The sequence below is a fragment of the Micromonospora sp. NPDC005173 genome (assembly GCF_040608515.1).
Classification (GTDB): domain Bacteria; phylum Actinomycetota; class Actinomycetes; order Mycobacteriales; family Micromonosporaceae; genus Micromonospora.
In genome coordinates this window covers 529,182-549,299 of the sequence record NZ_JBEXIK010000001.1, presented here as the reverse complement: position 1 = coordinate 549,299, position 20,118 = coordinate 529,182, and the positions used below count along the sequence as shown (strand labels likewise).

The following is a 20,118-nucleotide window of genomic DNA, read 5'->3' as shown; positions in this document are numbered from 1 at the left end:
CGACGGCCTGGTGCTCGGAAGGAGCGGCGACCGAGTGCCGGCCGCGCCGGGGTGCTGTCGACGCACCGGCGGTACGCCGCTCCTCCCTCACCAACCCGCCGCCGAGGTCGCTGGGGGGACCTGGCAGCGGGCGAGTGTCGACGACCCGGTTCTGCCCGTGGGCAGAACCTCCCCCGTTCGTCGATACGGCCGAGAAGCTACCGGGCCAGGCGATAAGAAATCGATAAGAGCCGTTCGGGCAGGTCAGTGGCCCACGTTCAGGGCGTTGTCGCCCAGTTCGGCGAGGCGGCGCTCGGCGTCGAAGCGTTCCGGCACGCCCATCCGGCGGAAGATCGCCAGGGCCCGCTCCCAGTGCCGTCGCGCCTCTGCCAGGTCGACGTGCGCGAAGTGGTCGGCAAGCCCGGCCAGGGCCCTGCCCTGCTCGTACGGATTCGAGATCCGTCCGGCAAGTTGAAGCCCTTGGCGGAGAGCATCGGAAGCTGATGCGGCATCCCCCATCGCCAGCAGCGTGGAGCCAAGGTCGTTGAGTGCGGCGCACTGAGCGTGCCGCTCGCCCGAGTCGGCGGCCAACTCGAAGGCGGCCTTGTGCTGCCACTGGGCCAGATCCAGCTCATTCAATCCTCGGTAGGCGACTCCGAGAGTGTTCCGGGCCTCGGCTTCGCCGTACCGGTGACCGGTGCGCCGGAACAGCGACAGCGAAGACTTCAGCAAGATCACGCCCCGCCTGAACTGCCCGGTGCGGACGCGCACCGCCGCGAGATGACTCAGGGCGTTCGCCAGGTGGTAGTAGTCCTGGTTGAGTCGAGCTTGGAACAGGTGCTGCCGGTGAATCTTGACGGCTTCGTCCCAGCGGCCGAGCGAGGCCAGCGCGATACCCAGATTCGGCAGGGCGAGCGGCACACGGTTGTCGTACAGTCGGCGCTCGGTCAGGCTCTGCCGTCCCAGTGTCACAGCCTCGTCGAGGTTCCCAGTGAGCAGGCATACGACGCTCAAGTTTGAACGGAGCCTGGCCAACCGCCGCCAATCGCCCGACTCGTGGCAGAGCGCGATGGCTGCGTGTAGATGAGTGGACGCGAGACGGTGGGAGCCTGTCTTCACCAGGGCCGACGCGAGGTAGTTGTGCATCGCGACGATGGCGGGTTGGTGTTGGAGCGCCTTCGCCGAGGCAAGGCCGGCTTGATGGGTGGCGAGGATGTCATCGAAGTATCCGCGCACATGGTAGAAGCGCCAGAGGACTCGGGCGATCTTCCATACGTGGTGGTGGAACCCATGCTCAGTACCGAGGTCCACCAGCATGCCGAGATTCGCACGCTCCCGTTCGAGCCAGTCAATCCCTGACACGACGTCCGGACCAATCAGGTCCGGACGCGGTGGCGGGCCCGGGTCGACCTCGCCGTGCACGTCGAAGGACTGGTGCAGCTCCGCGGCGGCCCTAACGGAGGCGTGCAGAGCGAAATCGAGTAACCGCGCCACGGCCAACGCCCTGGCTTCGGGTCTCTCGGACGCCAGGAACTGCGCCTGCGAGTATCGCCGCAGGAGATCATGGAGCCGGTATCGCCCGCCCTCGGCCTCCTCGACCAGGTGCAGATCAACCAGATCGTCGAGCAGCCTGCCGACGGCATCGAGCGGGAGATCGAGCAGGGCCGCGACCATCTCCGCACTGTGCTGCCCGGAATGGATACTCAACATTCGGAAGGCCCGTTTGGCAGGCTCGGGCAACGGCCCGTACGACGCGGCGAAAGCCCTCGCCAGGGTCCGGTCGCCGGCCTCAAACTGGTTCAGTGCAGAGGGCTCGGCCGCCAGGAGGGCCGCCAACTGCGCGACCTTGCGGGCGGGCCGACGTGCCAGACGCGACCCAGCGAGTCGGATTGCCAACGGAAGGTACCCGCAGCGACGTACCACCTCTGCGGCCGCCGTCGGCTCCTCGGCGACCCGCGCTACGCCCGCACTCCGAGCCAGCAGCACCAGACCTTCGTCGAGAGTCATCAGGGGCAACGACTCGGGCGGGCCGACATCCAGGTCCGCCAGCCGGCGGCGAGAGGTCACCAGGACGACCGCGCCGGGCGATACGGGCAGGAGAGGAAGCACCTGGTCGCTGCTCACCGCGTTGTCGAGCACGATCACGGATCTCCTGCTTCCCAGTTCGCGTCGCCACAGCTCCACCTTGGCGTCGAACTCGACCGGGATTCTTTCCGCGGGTATCCGTAGCTGACGGAGCAGGATGGCCAGTGCCGCCGACGGCTCGATCCGAGTCTTCTCGCCGTACCCGCACAGATCGATGAACAACCTTGCGTCCGGGTACCGCTTCGACAGATGGCGGGCTACGTGCACGGCCAGGGTCGTCTTTCCGCTGCCTGCCATGCCGTCGATCACGTGCACCGCCGACGTCCGATCCTCGACCCGCCGAGTCTCGGCCAGCAGCCGCGACAACACGTCCTCCCGGCCAACGAAGTCGATTGCCGCGCGGGGAAGGTGGTCTACAGGATCGAGCCGGCGCCGTTCGCCAGCGATCAGGACACCCGCTGAGGCGGGTGCTTGCACGTTGAGCCCACCGGGGATGGCCGGATGCGTTGCGACGCTGTTCGCCGTGTGGCCAACCGGAGCCATCGCGGCGATCGTGCGGTAGAGGGTCTGGATGTCGCCCCCTGGTTCGACTCCGAGTTCCGCCGTCAGCCTCGTCCGGATCTCGTCGTAGACGATGAGCGCTCCAGCATGATCGCCCCGCTCGTAGAGCGCCCGTATAAGGAGGACGTACGCCGGCTCCCGCAGAGGGTGACGCACGACGACCTCTCGCAGCATCGGGATCGCCAGGTCGTCCCGTCCCGACCTCAGCTGTACGTCGGCGAGGAGTTCCACGGCCAACAACCGCTCCTCTTCGGCGGCCACGGTGCGCGCGGTGAGCACGGGCCCGAGCGGGATGCCGGCGAGCATCGGCCCCTGCCACCGCGCCACGGCGCGACCCAGTAGCTCCCTGGCCCGATCCAAGTGGCCGGCCGTCAGGGCTTCCCGGCCCGCGCCGCGCTCCAACTCGAAGCGAACGACATCGATCAGCTCAGGTCGCACGTCAAGCCGATAGCCGTTCCGCTGCCGGATGATGACCCCTCGACCGCGTGGGAAAGCCTCGAAAGCCCGGCGCAGATTGGCGGCATAGCTCTGCACATTCGCTACCGCTGATCGCGGTGGGCAATCAACCCATAACTCATCGACAAGGTCGTCCACTGTCACCAGTCGACCTGGCTGAACTGCGAGCATCGCGAAGATTGCCTGCTGTTTGGGTGTACCAAGACGCAACGTGCGGGTAGGCAGTTGTACCGAAAGGCCACCCAGAACCTGAATCTCCACCCGTCCCCTGCTCCAGCCATCGCGGGTATTCAGTCGGTCACACAACGAAGTCTACGGCTCACCTTCGCTCGCGCGGCGAAGCGGCCGTGGTTGACGATCCTCAAATCTCGCGGGGGATGCGCCCCGATTGCCTGTCCATGACTGCAGCATGTCCGCAGCAAGTTGCACCGCTGCCTGTGCGACGCAGATGTCCACGCGTCGTCGCTATCGTTCAAGCGACGGCGCACGCCATTTTCACCCCCGTCGGACACCTTAGACGGGCCAACTTTGTCCAACCCGCCCTTACGCCTGGCCAAACTCCGGATGAGGCAACCCCGGAGATCGGCCAGACTCAGGGAATACGCAGCCATAACCTGACCGGATAGGGTCCGCACTTGCGGGCCACACCTCGGATCAAGCATCGGCGAGCCTCGACCGCACTCCGTTCAGCGATGGTGGACAGAACGTGATAAATCCACTCCAGCTTGGCTAATGTTGCGCATACCGACATTTATTTCTCTTAAGCTGCCCTTACTCCTCTTAAGCTGCCTTTCGTAGGAAGACCTCTCCTTGGGGACAGGTCTTCGAATGGCACAGCAGAAGAGAGGGGCACCACGATGCGCGGCACCGACTGGAACTGACAAGCTTGGTAGGGGACTTCTGAGGGCCCCGAGCGGTAGGCTGCGAGCACGTGGAGGCAGCTTCGGGAGTGGCGTGACCCTTCCTCAGCGACGAGAGATTGAGACCGATCGGCGGCTGCTGCTGCTCGTCGGTCTCGTCGTCGTTGCCGCCGGAACCATCGTCGCCACCTCACTTCCGGCCGCACTGAGTTCGGCAAAGCCGGCGACGGTGAACGACGTGGCGGTCCTCGTCATGCTCACCTTCACGATCGCACTGGGGACTCTGGTCAAGGCCCGGGTGCGGATCCGGTCGACGACCCAATCGATCAGTTGGAACGAGACGGCAATCATCGTCGGTGCAGCCATCGCTCCGACCTCGGTGGTGGTGCTCTGCACTGCGGTCGGGATTGCTCTTGCTTCGCTCCGCCTCACGCCGATGAAGCTGGCGTTCGGTATCGGAAAGAACGTCATCGTGGCCTGGGGTGCTGGCACGGCGCTGGCGATGACGACCTGGACCTGGCCGCCTGCGGGGACCGCCTCCCTGATAGTGCCGTTGGCGCTGGCCTACGTGGTCGCGGCTGTCCTGGACGATCTGCTCGCCATCCCGGTCATCGCGCTGGCGTCCCAGACCAGGATCGCGAAGCAGTTCCGCAGCAATCTCGACCTCCGGCTCGCCGGCTTCGCCGTGCGGTTCGTGGTCGCGGCCTGCACGCTGCTCATCCTCCGAATGGATCCCCGACTGCTGCTTGCCATCCCACCACTCGTCCTGAGCCTGCATCTGGCCTACTCCGCGCGCATCCGGGGCCGCACCGAGCAGCAGGCGTGGCAGCGGCTCGCCCGCACCACCGACGCGCTCAACGTGGTCGACCTCGACAACGTTCTCACCACCGCTGTCACCCGGGCCGCCGAGCTGTTCTCGGCCGACGAGGTCGAGATCGAGCTGCGCGACGGCGGCCGCACCGTACGCGGCGGCACCGGTGGCATCACCTTCGACGGCCCGAGCGGCACTCCCACCGACGTGGACGGCACCATCGTCCCCACGGCGCTGGAGGGGCACGACCGCTCAGCCGACGTCGGCGTGCTGCGGCTGCGCTTCCGTGGCCCGGTACAGCTCTCCGAGCGGGAGCAGTACACCCTGCGGACCTTCGCCTCCGCGCTCTGCACGGCGGTTCGCAACGCCCAGGCGTACGCCGAGCTGGCCCGGGTTGCCGACGAACACGCGTACGCGGCCGCGCACGACGCGCTGACCGGCCTGGCCAACCGGCGGCATCTGCTCGACCAGGGCACCGAGCATTTGAGCGCCCGGCACGCCGAGGGTGTGACCGCGCTCGTGCTGATCGACCTCAACCACTTCAAGGAGGTCAACGACACGCTCGGGCACGCCGCCGGCGACCAGGTGCTGGTGCAGGTCGCCGAACGGCTGCGGGGCGCCGCCCAGGGTGGCGACCTGGTGGCCCGCCTCGGCGGCGACGAGTTCGCCGTCCTCCTGCGCGGGCTGCCGGCCCCGGCGGTGGCCGCGCACCGGGCCGAGGCGCTGCTCGCCACGTTGCACGAGCCGTTCGAGCTGGACGGCATGCGGATCAGCGTCGAGGCCAGCGGCGGGATCTCCGCCGCCCCGGCCAGCGGCGGCATGGCCGAGCTACTGCGCCGCGCCGACGTGGCGATGTACCAGGCGAAGCGGGCCGGGCAACGGATCTCCACGTACGCCCCCACCCGGGACACGGCCGACCTGGGCCGCCTCACCCTCGGCGGTGACCTGCCACGGGCGGTCGCCGACCACGAGTTCGTCGTCAACTTCCAACCGATCGTCGACCTGGGCACCGGCGAGGTGACCAGCGTTGAGGCGCTGGCCCGCTGGCACCACCCCACCCACGGCATGATCGATCCGCTGCGTTTCCTGGAGGCGGTGGAGCGCTCGGGTCTGCTACCGGCCTTCGCCGAGGCGATCCTCGACCAGGCACTGATCGCGGCGGCCAGCTGGCGCGACGCTGGCTTCGACGTGCCGGTCGCGGTCAACGTGTCCCCGCGCAGCCTCCTCGACGCGCGGTTCCCCGGGTCGGTGCTGGCCCGCCTGCGCGCCCACGACCTGCCGCCGGACCGGCTGGTGCTGGAGTTGACCGAGACGTTGACGCTCAGCCAGCTCGACGTGGTCGACCGGGTGCTGAGCCGGCTGCGCGAAGAGGGCGTCCGGCTGGCGCTGGACGACTTCGGCACCGGCTACTCCTCACTCTCCCTGCTCTCCCGGATCCCGGTGCACGAGCTGAAGATCGATCGAAGCTTCGTGACGACGATGGAGAGCTCGGCGGAGGCCGCCGCCGTCATCCGCTCCACCCTCGACCTCGGCCGCAGCCTCGACCTCGACGTGGTGGCCGAGGGGGTGGAGAGCGAGCCGCAGCGGCGGGCCCTCTGGGAGCTGGGCTGCGCCGCCGGCCAGGGGCACCTGTTCGCCCGGCCGATGCCGGCCGGCACCCTGCTCGCCGCATTGCAGCGTGGCTCGGGTGGACGCCCGGGCACCCTCGCACCGCCCCTGCACGACGCCGGCGCGGTGATCCGACTGAGCCAGACCCGCCGCCAGAACGGCCGCGGCCGACCCGACCGCGTTCCGCACCTCCCCGCCTGACCCGACGGCCGGCCAGGGTGGTCTGCCAGACTGGCGCGCGTGATCGCCGACGCCCCGACCGCCCTCCGTCGTCACTGGCGCAGGGTCGACTCCGCCGCCGACGGTCTCGCTCTCGACCTTGGCCTTTACGCCGTCTCGGCCGTCTTCGCCGCGATCACCGCGGCCACCTCGACGCTGCTGCCGCACCGCGCCTGGGGCGGGGTCGCCGCTGTGGGCTACCTGGTCGCGGCGGTGGCGGTGGGCGTCCAACTCCTGCTGCGCCGGCGCACCCCTGCCTCCCGGCTGGTGGGTCTGCCGGCCCGCTGGGCGGTCACCGGGTTCGCCTGGGTGAGCGCTGCGCTGCTGCCTCTGCTGTGGCAGAGCATCGAGCGGGCCACCGGACGCACTGACCGGGCGCAGGAGGAGGTGCTGGTCGTGGAGCAGGCTGGCAACCGCCTGCTGGAGCACGGCACCCCCTACCTCGGACCCGACGCGATTGCCGCCCTACCGCCCGGCGAGCAACTGCTCGGCTACACCCCGTACCAGCCGGGCATGGCGATGTTCGGCCTGCCCAGGGCCCTGGTCGACACCTGGTGGACCGACGCCCGGGTCTGGTTCGCGGTGGGCACCGCACTGGCGCTCGCCCTGGCGGTTGCCGCCCTGCGCGCCGCGCCAACCACCGCCCGCCGGGCACAACCGGCCGCCTCCGCCGACACGGCTCACCGGCGGAATGCCGCGCTGCTGCGAGGTGTGCAGGCCGCCACCGTCCTGCCGATCTGCGCGCTCACCCTCGCCACCGGCGGCGACGACCTACCCGTACTCGCGCTCTGCCTGCTGGCCCTCGCGCTCGCCGCCGCCGACCGCCCCGGCCGGGCCGGCCTCGCGGTCGGCCTGGCCGGCGCGCTGAAGCTGTTCGCCTGGCCGGTCGCCCTGGTCCTGATCGTCTGGGGGCTCACCCGGCGGGCCGGCACCCGGGTCGCCGCCGGCGCGATCGGGCTGCCCGTCGCGGCGCTGATCCCCGCCCTCCTGGTCGACCACGACGCGCTGACCGAGAACGTGCTGCGCTTCCCGCTCGGCCACGGCCTGGTCACCAGCCCCGCGCAGTCCCCGTTCCCCGGTTACCTGATCGCCACCGGGCTGCCCGCCGGCCGGCTGATCGCCGCCGCGCTGCTGGTCGCGGCCGGCCTGGCCATCGCCGTCCGGCTCGCCCGCCGTCCGCCCCGCACCGCCGTCGCCACCGCGCTGATCTGCGGGTACGGACTGCTCGTCGCGATCGCCCTGATGCCCACGACCCGGTTCGGCTACCTGCTGTACCCGCTGGCCCTGCTCACCTGGGCGCCCGCCCTGCACCGCGAGCCCGATGCGGCGACCGTCCCGATGCCCGGTGAACTGTCCGGTCGGACCACTTCGGCGTAACTGCCGGGCAGAACGACGCGGCAGGGCGTAGACCTGAAGGCATGACCACCTACCGCGACCGGGCCGAGGCGGGCCGGGTGCTCGCCGAGCGGCTCACCGCACTGATCGGCGAACCGGACGTCGTCGTCCTCGGTCTGGTCCGCGGCGGCGTACCGGTGGCCCGGGTCGTCGCCGAACGGCTCGGCGCGCCCCTGGACGTGCTGGTGGTCCGCAAACTCGGCATGCCGTGGGCCCGGGAGGTCGCCTTCGGTGCGCTCGGCCCGGGCGGCGTGCAGGTGCTCAACGACGCGGTGGCCGGCCGGCTCAGCAGCGAGGACATCGCCGAGGTCAGTCAGCGGGAACAGGCCGAGTTGGAGCGCCGGGAGCGGCTCTACCGGGGCAGTCGCCCACCGCTGGACCTCACCGGACGAACCGCCGTGATCGTCGACGACGGGCTGGCCACCGGCGCGACCGCGCGAGCCGCCGTGGAGGTCGCGCGCCACCTCGGGGCCCGCCGGGTGGTGGTCGCGGTCCCGGTCGGCGCGCAGGAGGCGTACGAACTGCTGGCCGCCGAGGCCGACCAGGTCGTCTGCGCCCAGCGCCCGCCGGATTTCGGCGCGGTGAGCGTCTACTTCGAGGACTTCCACGAGGTGTCCGACGACGAGGTGATCGAGTCGCTTACCGCGACCGCGTGACTCGACCGGGTACCTTCGGATGATGAGTCTCACCTGTCCCAAGTGTCATGGAGAAATGCGTCAGTACGAGCGCAGCGGCGTCGTCATCGACCAGTGCGGGGAGTGCCGAGGCATCTTCCTCGACCGCGGCGAGTTGGAGAAGCTGTTCGAGGCGGAGGCCAACTGGAGCCGCCAGCAGGCCGGCGGCGCCCCGCCGCAGCCCGCTCAGCAGCCGGGCGGCTACCCGCCGCCGCACGCCCCGGCGCAGCACCAGCCCGGCTATGGTGCCGTTCCCCCGCCGCCGCCCCCGCCCGCTCACGGCTACCCGCCGGCCCCGGCGTACGGCGGTCACGGTCAGCAGCACCAGGGCTACCACGGTCACTACCGGCAGAAGAAGCGCAAGGGCTTCCTCGACGAGATGTTCGGCTGAGCCGAGACCGTCAACCCGCCCGGGCCGATCCACGGGTCGGCCCGGGCGCATCGCCCACCGCCACCGTCGCCAACGGTTGGCGGGCGGGAGGGTCCGTGCGAGGCTGCATCGCATGACCGCGATCCAGCCGGACGAGGCGCTGGCTCAGGCGTACGACGGGATCACCGCCGTGGTCGACGGCCGGGACGACGCGGACCTGCAACGACCCACCCGCTGCCGGGGCTGGCTCGTCGCGGACCTGCTCTTCCATCTGCTCGGCGACGCGCAGCGAGCCCTGGTCGCACTGGCCAGTCCCGCCGCCGGCCCCGCCGACGTGGACGACGTGAGCTACTGGCGCGGCTTCCCCGCTGGCGGCGGTGACGACGGCCGGCACGCCTGGTGGGTCCGCCGATCGGCCGCCGCCTTCGACCGGCCGACCGGGATCGTCCAACTCTGGGCGGAGACCGCCCCGGCGGCGGTCCGGGCCGCCAGGGCGGCCGACCCGACGGGGTACGTGGCCACACAGGGCCACGTGCTGCGCCTACCGGATTTCCTCGCCACCCTGACCACCGAGGCCGTCGTGCACCACCTGGACCTGACGCCGGAACTGCCCGGCGCGCCGCCGCCCGGCCCACTGGCGGTACGGGTCGCGGTGACCGCCGTGGACGGCCTGCTGAGCGACGACACAGTGCGCCCCACCGGCTGGGACGACCACGAGTTCCTGCTGAAGGCCACCGGCCGGCTCCCGCTCACCGATCGGGACCGGCTGGAGCTGGGCGAGTCGGCCGGCTGGTTTCCGCTGCTCGGCTGATCGCCGCGGGATGTGCCGCGCTGGTCAGACGATGGCCATGTCGACTCAGACGATGGCCATGTCGACGAAGCGGGACAGGTGCAGCTGGGCTGCGACGGTCACCGTGTCGGTGGGGCCGTTCCGGTGCTTGGCGATGATGAAATCCGCCTCGCCCGCCCGCGGCGACTCCTTGTCGTAGTAGTCGTCGCGGTGCAGCAGGATCACAACGTCGGCATCTTGCTCAATTGACCCAGATTCACGCAAATCGGACAACTGTGGCCGCTTGTCGGTGCGCTGCTCGGGGCCACGGTTCAGCTGACTGACCGCGATGACCGGGCACTCGACCTCCTTGGCCAGCAGCTTCAGGCCACGGGAGAGGTCCGCGACCTCCTGCTGCCGGCTCTCGGTGCGCTTCGGCGACGTCATCAGCTGGAGATAGTCGACCACGATCATCTTGAGGTCGTGTCGCTGCTTGAGCCGGCGGGCCTTGGCCCGGATCTCCATCAGGTTCATGCTCGGCGTGTCGTCGACGAAGAGCGGTGCCTCGCTGATCTCGCCCATGCACCGGGCCAGCTTGGTCCAGTCGTCGTCGGAGAGCTGCCCGCTGCGCAGCACGTGCAGCGGCACCCGTGCCTCGGCGGAGAGCAGTCGCATGACGATCTCGACCTTGCTCATTTCCAGCGAGAAGATGGCGGCCGCCTGGTTGGCGCGGATAGCAGCGTGTCGGGCAAAGTCCATACTTGCCGTGCTGTTGTGGGTAGGAATCATCGCCCGGCTGGCCAGGTAAAGATGTTCGGGGTTGTCGACCGTGACGCACCGCACCGGGACGCTCGGCACCGGGCGAACGTCGACGATGAACCGTGAGGTCGTTCGGACATCAGAGGCTGTGCGACGGCGTCCGGTGTGTGCATCCTGCTTCCGCTTGAGCCGGAAGACAACGTCCGGGGTGGAGAAGTTCAACGTGTACGCGGTCGACGACTCGGGGGTGCGACCGCGTACCGCCTTCAGGTTGACCGTGCAGCGGTAGCCGAGGCTGACAATCAGCTCGCGCACGTCTTCCGCCAGCCGCTTCGAGGTCGATGTGTACTGCAGGTTACCCGCGGGGGCAACGGTGCCGTCGGTGTCCATCAGCCCAGCCAGTAGCGCCCGGCGTTGGGCTTCGGAGGCGCGCAGGTAGACGCTGGGGATGTGTTTGTCCGCCGCCACCCCGACCTGACGCAGCAGCCCGAGGAAAGAACCGTTCTGGTCATGGCAGTGAGCACACCGCCTGGTCGCTGGATTCTCTCGCAATGCCCGGGTGGACGCGCCGCAGTCTAGGCAGACGCCGTTCGTCCGAGCAACGGAATTGGGCTGCAGGTGGATGCTGTAGACCATTGGCCCGCTGGGCCGGACGACGAAGCCGTCCGCCTCGACCTGCATGATCATCTCAGGATCTGCGGTTGTGAAGCGGCTGGCGCCGGTGTGCCCGTCACCGAGCCATGCGCCCAGCGTGTAGGGCGGGACCAGCAGCTCACGGCCCGGGAGATGGAGCGGGGCACAGTTCCGTACGGCGTGGTTGAGCCGTCGCTCGGCGGTGTCAGTACGCAGCGTGGCGGCGATCTCAGCAGTGGTCACCACACCGTCGTGGTCGGCCCGACTACCGGCGTTGACCTCCCGCTCGGCCCGTTCAAGAAGGGAGGTCAGAAGCGGACCGGCCGGATAGCCGGGCGCGGTCCAGTTCTGCGGCTTGCCGTCACGGACGACGGGACGGCTGATCCGCCCGATCGATCCGACCTCACGGGCAACGGTGTGCAGGACATGCCGGAACTCCGGCCCGACCTGCTCGATCGTGTCGAAGAGAGTAATCGGCTGGTTTCCCATGGCATTGAGACGCTTGTGCGCCGCACGCACCTTGGCCAGCGCCGGCTCGGACCAGTGCCGCCTCTGCCGCGGCGACCCCTGCCGCCGACTTGCCCGGCTGGTGGTCTTCCACAGGTGCTCCGCGTCCGCCACGACCACGGTGCCGTCGGAGAACTCGACCTCGTAGCAGGGACGGTCGCGCATGACGTCGAAGGCGTGTGTGACCGCAGTCGGAGTGCCGTCCGCCGCCAGTAGTTGATCGCCCACCGTGACCTCGCCCATGGTGGTCCAGCCGTCCGGAGTCGGCAGTGGGGTGTCGAGCGCGAGCGCCTTACCCAAACCCGGCCTGCCGGCCACGATGATGAGCTGCCCTGCGTGCAGACCGTTGAGCAGCCGGTCCAGGTCGGTGAAACCGGTCGGAACGCCGGTCATCATCCCGCCCTGCGCCCCCACGGCCTCGATCTCGTCCAGCGTGGGCTGCAACATGTCGGCCAGTACCGCGAAGTCCTCGCTGACCCGGCGTTCGGTGACGTCGTAGACGGCCTGCTGGGCGAGGTCCACGACGTCGTCGACGTCGCGACTGCCGCCGTTGGCCGTCCCGTAGCCGAGCTGCACGATCTTGGTGCCGGCCTCGACCAGCCGGCGCAGCACCGCCCGCTCGCTGACGATCCGCGCGTAGTACGCGGCGTTCGCGGCGGTGGGCACGCTGGCGATGAGGGTGTGCAGGTAGGGCGCGCCACCGATGCGGGCCAGGTCGCCCGAGTCGGTCAGTGCGGCCGCCACTGTGATCGGGTCAGCCGGCTCACCCCGGCCGTAGATGTCCAGGATGATGTCGAAGATGGTGGCGTGCACGGGCCGGTAGAAGTCGTTGGTCTTGAGGATCTCGACGACGTCGGCGATGGCGTCCTTGGAGAGCAGCATGCCGCCGAGGACGCACTGCTCGGCCGCGACATCCTGCGGCGGGGTCTTGTCGAACTGGCCGTCTCGCTGCGCAGGCGGCTGGCCGCCGGAGCGTGGCTCCGCCCGCATGTCGTCGGTGACCGACACGGGTCCCCCCTCCACTGCGCCGGATCCGATCCCAGCTCTATCGCCGGGGTACGACATTTCCGTCCGACCAGGCCGGTCGATCGGGGGGCATCACGCCGGCGGTCGAGGGCCAACCATACGGACCCCGAGGTCAGCGACTCAACAACGTCGGTGGACGAGCCTCGGGACAACCTGTGGATGCTGGTGGGCAAGCATGTGCGCAGCGTGTGCACAGGCTGTGGACAACTGTTGGGGAATTCTCGGCCACACCTCGTTGACCTGGGGTTACATGATCCCCAGCCTGTGGAGGAGAATATTTCGGTCGGGCCTGTGACACGATCGTCCCGTACTATCTCCAGCGAACGGCTTCACCTGGACAGCGGATTCCGCTTTCGGTTCAGAAGGGTCACAATCCGGCCGTGAGTTACCGGGACTGGGAGCGCGGGGAGGGCAGCCCGCGCGAGCGCCAGCCGACCACCTCGTGGGGTGAGCCCGCGCCGCCACTTCCGGTCGACCCGTACGACGAGGACGGGCGCTATCGCACCTCCAGTCGGCGGCGCGCGTTGGACCGTGGGCAGGATGAGCCGGTGGACGCCTACCTGCCCCGGTGGGCGCTGGAGTCGGGGGTCCGGCACGCGGACGGCGCTGGCCGGCACGCCGCGCCGGACGACGAGGTCGAGCCCGAGCGATCGGGTTCCGGGGCCGGTTGGCGAGCCACCGAGACGACGAGCAGCCGGCGACGGGTCAGCGAGACGAGTTGGCGGGAGCGGCCGGCGATCGGTGCGGCAACCGATTCGGATCACACCCAGGAGTGGACGCTCGACCGTCCGCAGGAGCAGGGGTACGCCGGCCGTCGGCGCGCCAATTCGGCGGCGGAGGAGGAGCCGGTCTCCGGCGCGGTCCCGGACCGCCGTCCCCGCCGTGCGCCCGCCGGCCGTCCCCAGGTGATCTGGTCCGGCGGTGATCTGGAGGGCGCTCCGGCCGAGCCGTCGCCCCGACGGGATGCGGACCGGCCCACCCGGCGCAGCCGCCGGGCTGCGGAGGAGTCCTGGTCCCGGCCGGCGGTCGACCCGTGGGAGCGGGGGCCCGAGCGGGCGGTCGAGCCCGAGCCGTCGTACGCGCCAGCGGTGGACCCGTGGGACGCCTCGGGCGTGCACGCGTGGCCGCCGGCGGCCGGTGCGGACGACACGGACCTGAGCGGGCAGTGGTCGCAGGCGGAGAGCATCGGTGGTTGGGAGCGGTCCGACCGGACCGGTCAGTGGGAGCGGTCCGCGGTCGAGGACGACCAGTGGGATCGGACGCTGCCACCACGCTCCGACCGGTCGGTGGCGGCGGAGGGTTGGCCGAGCCGAGCCGAGGGGTTCTGGTCCGGCACCCGACTGGCTGGTGATGACCCCCGGTGGATGGATCCGACGACGTCGGCACCCCGGTCTCCGGTGGTCGGGTACACCGCTCCGCGCCCGCGCAGCGCGCCCGTACCGCGTGGTGGTGGTCCACGGCGTCGGGCGGACCAGCCACCGGTCGGCACGGCGTCGGTACGTCGGCGGGTCGAGTCGGCGGCCTCGGGCGCGTGGGCTCGGCGCCTGGAGGACGACCTGCTCGACCCGGATCCGGGTGGGCCCTTCCGGCCGATGCTGTACACCGCCGCCTGTTACCTCGTTCCGGCGATGCTGATCTTCGTCTGGCTGTTGACTCTGGACGGCCAGGCGCCGGCCGGCTGTGTCACCGACATCAGTGGGGGTGGGTGCGACTCGCCCCGGTCACGCGCGTTGGAGTCACTGCTCGCCGGCTCGCCGCGCTTCGGGTTGGCGCTGGTGAGCAGCCTGGTGGTGGCGGCGCTGCTGCGTCGGGTCGGCACCACGTGGCGCTCGGCGACCATCGCGGTCGCCGCCGCGGTGGTGGGCGGCGGTCTCTCCACGGTGCTGATCAGCGCGGTGACCGGTCAGCCGATCGGCTGACCAGGCGCGGGTGCCACGACGCGTATGCACGAAGGCCCGTACCGATCGCTCGGTACGGGCCTTCGTGGTGGTGTCGCTGGCGTCAGCCCTGAACGACGTTCAGGTTGAACGACGCGGTCACCTCGGGGTGCAGCTTGATCTTCACCGGGTAGCTGCCGGTCGACTTGATGTGACCGGGCACCTCCAGCCGGCGCCGATCGAGGACCGGGCCGCCGGATGCCTTGACGGCGTCGACGATCTCGGCCGGAGTGACCGAGCCGAAGAGCCGCCCGCCGTCGCCGGCGCGGGCCTTCAGGCTGACCTTGAGACCCTCGAGCTGACCCTTGACCTCGTTGGCGTGGTCGAGGTCCCGGATCTCGCGGGCCCCGCGGGCCCGCTTGATGACCGTGACCTGCTTTTCCGCGCCCTTGGTCCAGGCGATCGCGAAGCCCTGCGGCAGCAGGTAGTTACGGCCGTAGCCGTCCTTGACCTCGACGATGTCGCCCGGGGCACCGAGGCCGGACACTTCCTGAGTCAGGATGATCTTCATATCGGTGCCTCCTCTCAGCGGGTGGTAGCCGTGTACGGCAGGAGCGCCATCTCACGGGCGTTCTTGACCGCACGGGCGATCTGCCGCTGCTGCTGCGAGGTCACGCCGGTCACCCGCCGAGCGCGGATTTTGCCGCGATCGGAGATGAACTTGCGCAGCAGCGCGGTGTCCTTGTAATCGATATAGGTGATCCCGTCCTTGTCGAGCGGGTTCACCTTCTTCTTCGGCTTGCGAAGTGCCGCAGCCTTGGCCATTGCACGTGCTCCTGGTTTGCGATCGCGGGCGCTCGGCGCCATTAGAACGGAGGCTCCTCGTCGAAGTTGCCGCCCGAACCGGCACGCGCGGGAGAGGGTGCGGCCGAAGCCCAGGGGTCGTCGAAGTTGCCTCCGCCGCCACCCTGGCTGCCACCACCGCCACCGCCACCGAAGCCGCCGCCACCGCCGCCGGAGCGGGACATTTTCTGCACCTTCGCCGTGGCGTAGCGCAGCGACGGGCCGATCTCGTCGACCTCAAGCTCGATGACCGTGCGCTTCTCACCCTCGCGGGTCTCGTACGACCGCTGACGCAGCCGACCCGAGACGATCACGCGGGCGCCCCGCTGCAGCGACTCGGCGACGTGCTCCGCCGCCTGACGCCACACGGTGCAAGCCAGGAAGAGCGGCTCGCCGTCCTTCCACTCGTTGGTGGTCTTGTCCATGAAACGGGGCGTCGAAGCGACCCGGAACTTGGCGACCGCCGCACCGGAGGGGGTGAACCGCAACTCGGGGTCATCGGTCAGATTGCCGATGACCGTGATGGTGGTGTCTCCTGCCATGACCATCTCCTCGCGCACTCAGCGTCTCGTCGTACAGGCTCCCAGAGCCGTACGACAGAGCCGCGGAGGCTGATCCGGGCGAACCGGGTTGAATGCTTAGCGCATCTCCGGCCGGATGACCTTGGTGCGCAGCACGGACTCGTTGAGCCGGAGCTGACGGTCCAGCTCGGCCACGGCAGCAGGCGTGGCCTGCAGGTCGACGACGGCGTAGATGCCCTCGGCCTTTTTGTTGATCTCGTACGCGAGGCGCCGGCGGCCCCACACGTCGGTCTTCTCAACCGAGCCACCCGCGGTCCGGATCACGTTCAGGTACGTGTCGAGCGACGGGGCGACGGTGCGTTCCTCGAGGCTGGGGTCGAGGATCACCATGATCTCGTAGTGACGCAAGACGTGCTCACCTCCTGTGGGCTAAGCGGCCACGGTCCTTCCGTGGCAGGAGGTCGTGCGTCGCTGCCCGCACGCGCCGGGGGAACCCGGCCGGACGCGGACAACCTGACCAGGATACCCGGTCCGGACGATCATGCCCGGGGTGGTCAGGCCAGCGCCCGGACGTGTCGACGGGGGCCCACCGTTCCGACCGTCACCGGTCGGTGGTGGACCCCCGTCAACGAGGCCGCGGGGCGTCCCGTCCGCATTCCTTGGGTGGGACCTGGGGAGGAACGACCACACCGATGAGGTTGGACCGATGACGCCCCGCGGAGCTTTATCGTGTTGTTATCTGACGATACAACAGCTCTCGTACCTTGTCGGGGGAAAAAGCACAAATTCCCGAGATTCTTCATCGGTCGGAATCTGTTGTGTCGAGGGATCTCCCCCCGCCGCGCCGGGCCGCGCGGCGGGGGTGACCTCGCTGTCGGTCCGTCGGCCCCGGCTGCCGTTCGCGGCGCTCGCGCCGACGGCGGTACCGGGCGCTGACTGCCGGTTCCATCCCATCAACGATCGTCGGTCCGTCCGGTGACGCGGCCAGCGTCCAACACCGCACCGGCCATCGCCCCACCCGTCGGGGTCGCGACGTAGGCTCGCTCGCATGCGTATCGGAGCCCACGTCGATTCGACCGACCCGCTGGCGGAGGCGGCCGCCCGGTCCGCCGACACCGTGCAGTTCTTCCTCTCTGACCCACAGGGGTGGAAGGCGCCCAAGCCGCGGGAGGACGCGGAGCAGCTACGCGCGGCCGAGATCGATCTCTACGTACACGCGCCGTACGTCATCAACGTGGCCACCCTCAACAACCGCATCCGGATCCCCAGCCGCAAACTGCTGCTCGGGCACTCGAACGCCGCCGCCGCCATCGGCGCCAAGGGCGTGATCGTCCACGGTGGGCACGTCAACGCCGGGGACGACCTGGCCGTCGGCTTCGACAACTGGCGCAAGACATTCGCGTACGCGGCCGACTCCGGCGGCTTCGGCGTCCCGGTTCTGATCGAGAACACCGCCGGCGGCGACAACGCCTGCGCCCGCCGGTTGGACGCGCTGGCCCGACTGTGGGACGCCATCGGTGACCACGAGGTCGGCTTCTGCCTCGACACCTGCCACGCGTACGCCGGCGGTGAGGAGTTGCTCGGCCTGGTCGACCGGATCAAGGCGATCACCGGGCGGATCGACCTGGTGCACGCCAACAACTCCAAGGGCGCGTTCAACTCCGGCCAGGACCGGCACGACAACCTGGGTGGCGGGACGATCGACCCGGAGTTGGTGGTGGCGGTGATCCGCGCGGCCGGAGCGCCGGTGGTCGTCGAGACGCCGGGCGGCGTGACCGGTCAGGCCGCCGACATCGACTTCCTCCGCCAGCAGTTGGGCTCGCCAGCATGACGACCGGACAGCCCGGGACCGGAAGCGCCCGGCCCACCCCCACCGGGGACACCCACATCCGACCAGCCACCCCGCCCGCCACCGGCACCCCCACCCCGGTCGTCCGCACCGCCGGCACGGCGTCCAACACAGCCACCTCGGACGCCGCCAGCAACGCCGGGTCCAAGGACGGCGGCACGGACGCCGGGGCCAAGGACGGCGGCACGGACGCCGGGGCCAAGGACGGCAAAGCGGACGCCGCCTCCAGCATGGCCAGCGCGCCTTCGGACGCCGTGGCCGAGAACAACACGGCCAAGGACAACGACGTGCGGGCGGACGCCGCTCCCGACACCAGTGCCAACGCCGCCACCGCGACGGACGGCGCATCCAAGCCCGATCCCGCCAAGGGCGAGACCGCTAAGGGCAAGACCGCCAAGAGCGAGACCGCCACGGAGGATGCCGCCAAGGATTCCTCCGAAAAGGACGACTCCGGGAAGAGCGAGGCGGCGGGAGATGGCGACGGCGAGGGGAAGCCGGTAGGACCTGAGCGTTGGGATGCGTTCGCGTCCGCGCCGGAGCCGGTGGCCACCCGCCGTAGCCGGGCGGCCCGGGCAGTCGGCCGGTTCCTGATCCACGAGTGGACCCTGGCCACCCTGGGCGCGCTGGCGCTGGCCGTGCTGATGACCTGGCCGACGCTGCGCTACCCGCGCTACACCCTCCCGCAGGACTACTGGGACCCGAGCCTGCAGGCCTGGCAGATGGCCTGGTCCGGGCACATCCTGCTGACCGACCCGTCGCACCTGTGGCAGTCCAACACGTTCTTCCCCGAGCTGTGGAGCTTCGCGTTCTCCGACACGCTCCTCGGCTATGCCCCCGCCGGGATGCTCGGCAGCGGTCCCGAGGACGCGGTGCTGCGCTACAACATCATGTTCGTGCTGGCGCACGCGCTCGCCACGCTCGGGGCGTACGCGCTCGCCCGGCAGCTCGGTTCGGGCCGGATCGGCGCCGCGGTCGCCGGGGTCGCCTACACCTACGCGCCGTGGTTGCTGGCCCAGGCCGGGCACCTGCACGTGCTCTCCAACGGCGGCATTCCTCTGGCGTTGGCCATGCTGGCGCGCGGGCACGGCTGGTCGCTGCGGCAAGGCTACCGACCCGAGCGTCGGCACGACGGCTGGGTCTACGCCGGCTGGCTGGTGGCGGCCTGGCAGCTCACCCTCGGCTTCGGCATCGGCCTGCCGTTCGCATACTTCCTGGCCGGCGCGGTGGTGGTCGCCGCCGTCCTCTTCTACGCGCGGCGGCTCCGGATCGGCCAGGCCCTGCCGTTCGGCCGCCGGCTGTTCGTCGCCGACCTGGTCGGCGGGGTGCTCTTCGCCGGGGTGGGTCTGCTGATGGCGATCCCGTTCTTCAAGGTGACCGAGCTGCACCCGAACGCCGAGCGCACGGTCGCCGACATCAGCATCTTCTCTCCGCCGGCGTCCGGCTTCGTCACCGCGCCCGCCGAGTCGCGGATCTGGGGCGGGCTGCACGAGGGCGCCCGGGCGGCGCTGCCGTGGCACCCCGAGATGACCCTGCTGCCCGGCTTCGTGCTCTACGCGTTGGCCGCGGGCGGGCTGTTCTTCTCGGTCTGGCGACTACGGCACCGGCTGCTCCTGCTCGCCGGGGTGCTGGTGACCATGGCCTTCGCGATGGGCACCCGCTTCTTCGACGGCACTTTCACCTACATCCCGCTCTTCGAGCACGCGCCGGGCTGGAGCGCGCTGCGTACCCCCGGGCGGTTGATGCTCTGGACCACGCTGCTGCTCGCCCTGCTCGCGGCGGGTGCGGTCACCGCCCTCACCGACCGGGTCCGCGAGCTGGCCGCGCAGCGGATCCCGTCCTGGCCGGGCCCGTGGCTGCGGCTGGCCACCCTGTTGCCGCTGCTGCTGGTCACCATCGAGGGTTTGAACACCACCCCGCATCCGGTGGTGCCGACCCAGCCAGCCGCGCTCCGCACGGCGGAGGGGCCGCTGCTGGTGCTGCCCAGCAACCAGAGTCTCGACCAGCATGTAATGCTCTGGTCGACCAGCGGCTTCCCGGACGTGGTGAACGGCGGCAGCGGCTTCACCCCGCGCCAACTCGACGACGTTCGCCGGGTGAGCCAGTCGTTCCCCGACCAGACCAGCGTCGACTACCTGCGCACGCTCGGCGTCCGCACGGTGGTGCTGCTGCGCGGGCAGGTGCCGGGCACGCCGTGGGAGATCACCATCGACACGCCGGTCGAGTCGCTGGGCATCACCCGGCAGGAAATCGGCGACGCGGTGGTCTACCGGCTCTGACGCGGCTGCGTACGGGGCGGGTTTGCGGGGGAACCCGCGC

At 70.1% G+C, this 20,118-nt stretch carries 14 protein-coding genes; 8 read left to right on the top strand and 6 right to left on the bottom strand.

Going from position 1 to position 20,118, the window contains the following annotated elements; genetic code table 11:
* Window positions 1-243 precede the first annotated feature (243 nt).
* Window positions 244-3,342, bottom strand: a complete 3,099-nt coding sequence (locus ABZV00_RS02620; protein ID WP_355601195.1) for a BTAD domain-containing putative transcriptional regulator — start codon at window positions 3,340-3,342, stop codon at window positions 244-246.
* A gap of 693 nt (window positions 3,343-4,035) precedes the next feature.
* On the opposite strand from ABZV00_RS02620, the gene ABZV00_RS02615 reads away from it, so the two are divergent.
* The 5 genes from ABZV00_RS02615 to ABZV00_RS02595 all read left to right on the top strand — a co-directional run bounded on the left by ABZV00_RS02615 (window position 4,036) and on the right by ABZV00_RS02595 (window position 9,829).
* Window positions 4,036-6,561: a bifunctional diguanylate cyclase/phosphodiesterase gene (locus tag ABZV00_RS02615; protein WP_355601193.1), complete on the top strand. Its 2,526-nt coding sequence runs from the start codon at window positions 4,036-4,038 to the stop codon at window positions 6,559-6,561.
* Window positions 6,562-6,603: 42 nt separating this feature from the next.
* Window positions 6,604-7,956 (top strand): glycosyltransferase 87 family protein, encoded by a 1,353-nt coding sequence (locus ABZV00_RS02610; RefSeq protein WP_355601356.1) that lies wholly within the window; start codon window positions 6,604-6,606, stop codon window positions 7,954-7,956.
* 41 nt (window positions 7,957-7,997) lie between these two features.
* Complete coding sequence (locus tag ABZV00_RS02605) at window positions 7,998-8,630, top strand: phosphoribosyltransferase family protein (protein ID WP_355601191.1); 633 nt, start codon at window positions 7,998-8,000, stop codon at window positions 8,628-8,630.
* 19 nt (window positions 8,631-8,649) lie between these two features.
* On the top strand, window positions 8,650-9,039 hold the full coding sequence (locus tag ABZV00_RS02600) for a zf-TFIIB domain-containing protein (protein ID WP_355601189.1): 390 nt from the start codon (window positions 8,650-8,652) through the stop codon (window positions 9,037-9,039).
* Window positions 9,040-9,151: 112 nt separating this feature from the next.
* Complete coding sequence (locus ABZV00_RS02595) at window positions 9,152-9,829, top strand: maleylpyruvate isomerase N-terminal domain-containing protein (protein ID WP_355601187.1); 678 nt, start codon at window positions 9,152-9,154, stop codon at window positions 9,827-9,829.
* Window positions 9,830-9,874: 45 nt separating this feature from the next.
* Here the strand turns inward: ABZV00_RS02595 and dnaB are convergent, their stop codons facing one another.
* On the bottom strand, window positions 9,875-12,709 hold the full coding sequence (gene dnaB / locus ABZV00_RS02590) for a replicative DNA helicase (RefSeq protein WP_355601185.1): 2,835 nt from the start codon (window positions 12,707-12,709) through the stop codon (window positions 9,875-9,877).
* Between the two features lie 383 nt (window positions 12,710-13,092).
* Between dnaB and ABZV00_RS02585 the strand changes: the two genes are divergently transcribed.
* Entirely contained in the window at window positions 13,093-14,631 is a 1,539-nt protein-coding gene (locus ABZV00_RS02585) for a hypothetical protein (protein ID WP_355601183.1), read from the top strand.
* Window positions 14,632-14,713: 82 nt separating this feature from the next.
* On the opposite strand, the gene rplI is transcribed toward ABZV00_RS02585, so the two are convergent.
* The 4 genes from rplI to rpsF all read right to left on the bottom strand — a co-directional run bounded on the left by rplI (window position 14,714) and on the right by rpsF (window position 16,361).
* Window positions 14,714-15,160 (bottom strand): 50S ribosomal protein L9, encoded by a 447-nt coding sequence (rplI, locus tag ABZV00_RS02580; protein ID WP_328421961.1) that lies wholly within the window; start codon window positions 15,158-15,160, stop codon window positions 14,714-14,716.
* A gap of 14 nt (window positions 15,161-15,174) precedes the next feature.
* Window positions 15,175-15,414 (bottom strand): 30S ribosomal protein S18, encoded by a 240-nt coding sequence (gene rpsR / locus ABZV00_RS02575; protein ID WP_013289355.1) that lies wholly within the window; start codon window positions 15,412-15,414, stop codon window positions 15,175-15,177.
* 41 nt (window positions 15,415-15,455) lie between these two features.
* Window positions 15,456-15,992, bottom strand: coding sequence for a single-stranded DNA-binding protein (locus ABZV00_RS02570; protein WP_201749186.1), 537 nt, complete (start codon window positions 15,990-15,992; stop codon window positions 15,456-15,458).
* 78 nt (window positions 15,993-16,070) lie between these two features.
* Complete coding sequence (rpsF, locus tag ABZV00_RS02565) at window positions 16,071-16,361, bottom strand: 30S ribosomal protein S6 (protein WP_007073791.1); 291 nt, start codon at window positions 16,359-16,361, stop codon at window positions 16,071-16,073.
* 640 nt (window positions 16,362-17,001) lie between these two features.
* Here rpsF and ABZV00_RS02560 point away from each other — a divergent pair.
* Together ABZV00_RS02560 and ABZV00_RS02555 are read left to right on the top strand one after the other, a co-directional pair.
* A complete protein-coding gene (locus tag ABZV00_RS02560; RefSeq protein WP_355601180.1) occupies window positions 17,002-17,784 on the top strand; it encodes a deoxyribonuclease IV in 783 nt (260 codons plus the stop codon).
* Window positions 17,781-20,078, top strand: a complete 2,298-nt coding sequence (locus tag ABZV00_RS02555; protein WP_355601178.1) for a hypothetical protein — start codon at window positions 17,781-17,783, stop codon at window positions 20,076-20,078. The genes ABZV00_RS02560 and ABZV00_RS02555 overlap by 4 nt, the downstream gene beginning before the upstream one ends.
* Window positions 20,079-20,118 lie beyond the last annotated feature (40 nt).

Coding starts and splice junctions, on each gene's coding strand:
- ABZV00_RS02605 (WP_355601191.1), top strand. CDS start 7,998: ATGACCACCTACCGCGACCGGGCCGAGGCGGGCCGGGTGCTCGCCGAG.
- ABZV00_RS02600 (WP_355601189.1), top strand. CDS start 8,650: ATGATGAGTCTCACCTGTCCCAAGTGTCATGGAGAAATGCGTCAGTAC.
- ABZV00_RS02595 (WP_355601187.1), top strand. CDS start 9,152: ATGACCGCGATCCAGCCGGACGAGGCGCTGGCTCAGGCGTACGACGGG.
- rplI (WP_328421961.1), bottom strand. CDS start 15,160: ATGAAGATCATCCTGACTCAGGAAGTGTCCGGCCTCGGTGCCCCGGGC.
- rpsR (WP_013289355.1), bottom strand. CDS start 15,414: ATGGCCAAGGCTGCGGCACTTCGCAAGCCGAAGAAGAAGGTGAACCCG.
- ABZV00_RS02560 (WP_355601180.1), top strand. CDS start 17,002: ATGCGTATCGGAGCCCACGTCGATTCGACCGACCCGCTGGCGGAGGCG.
- ABZV00_RS02555 (WP_355601178.1), top strand. CDS start 17,781: ATGACGACCGGACAGCCCGGGACCGGAAGCGCCCGGCCCACCCCCACC.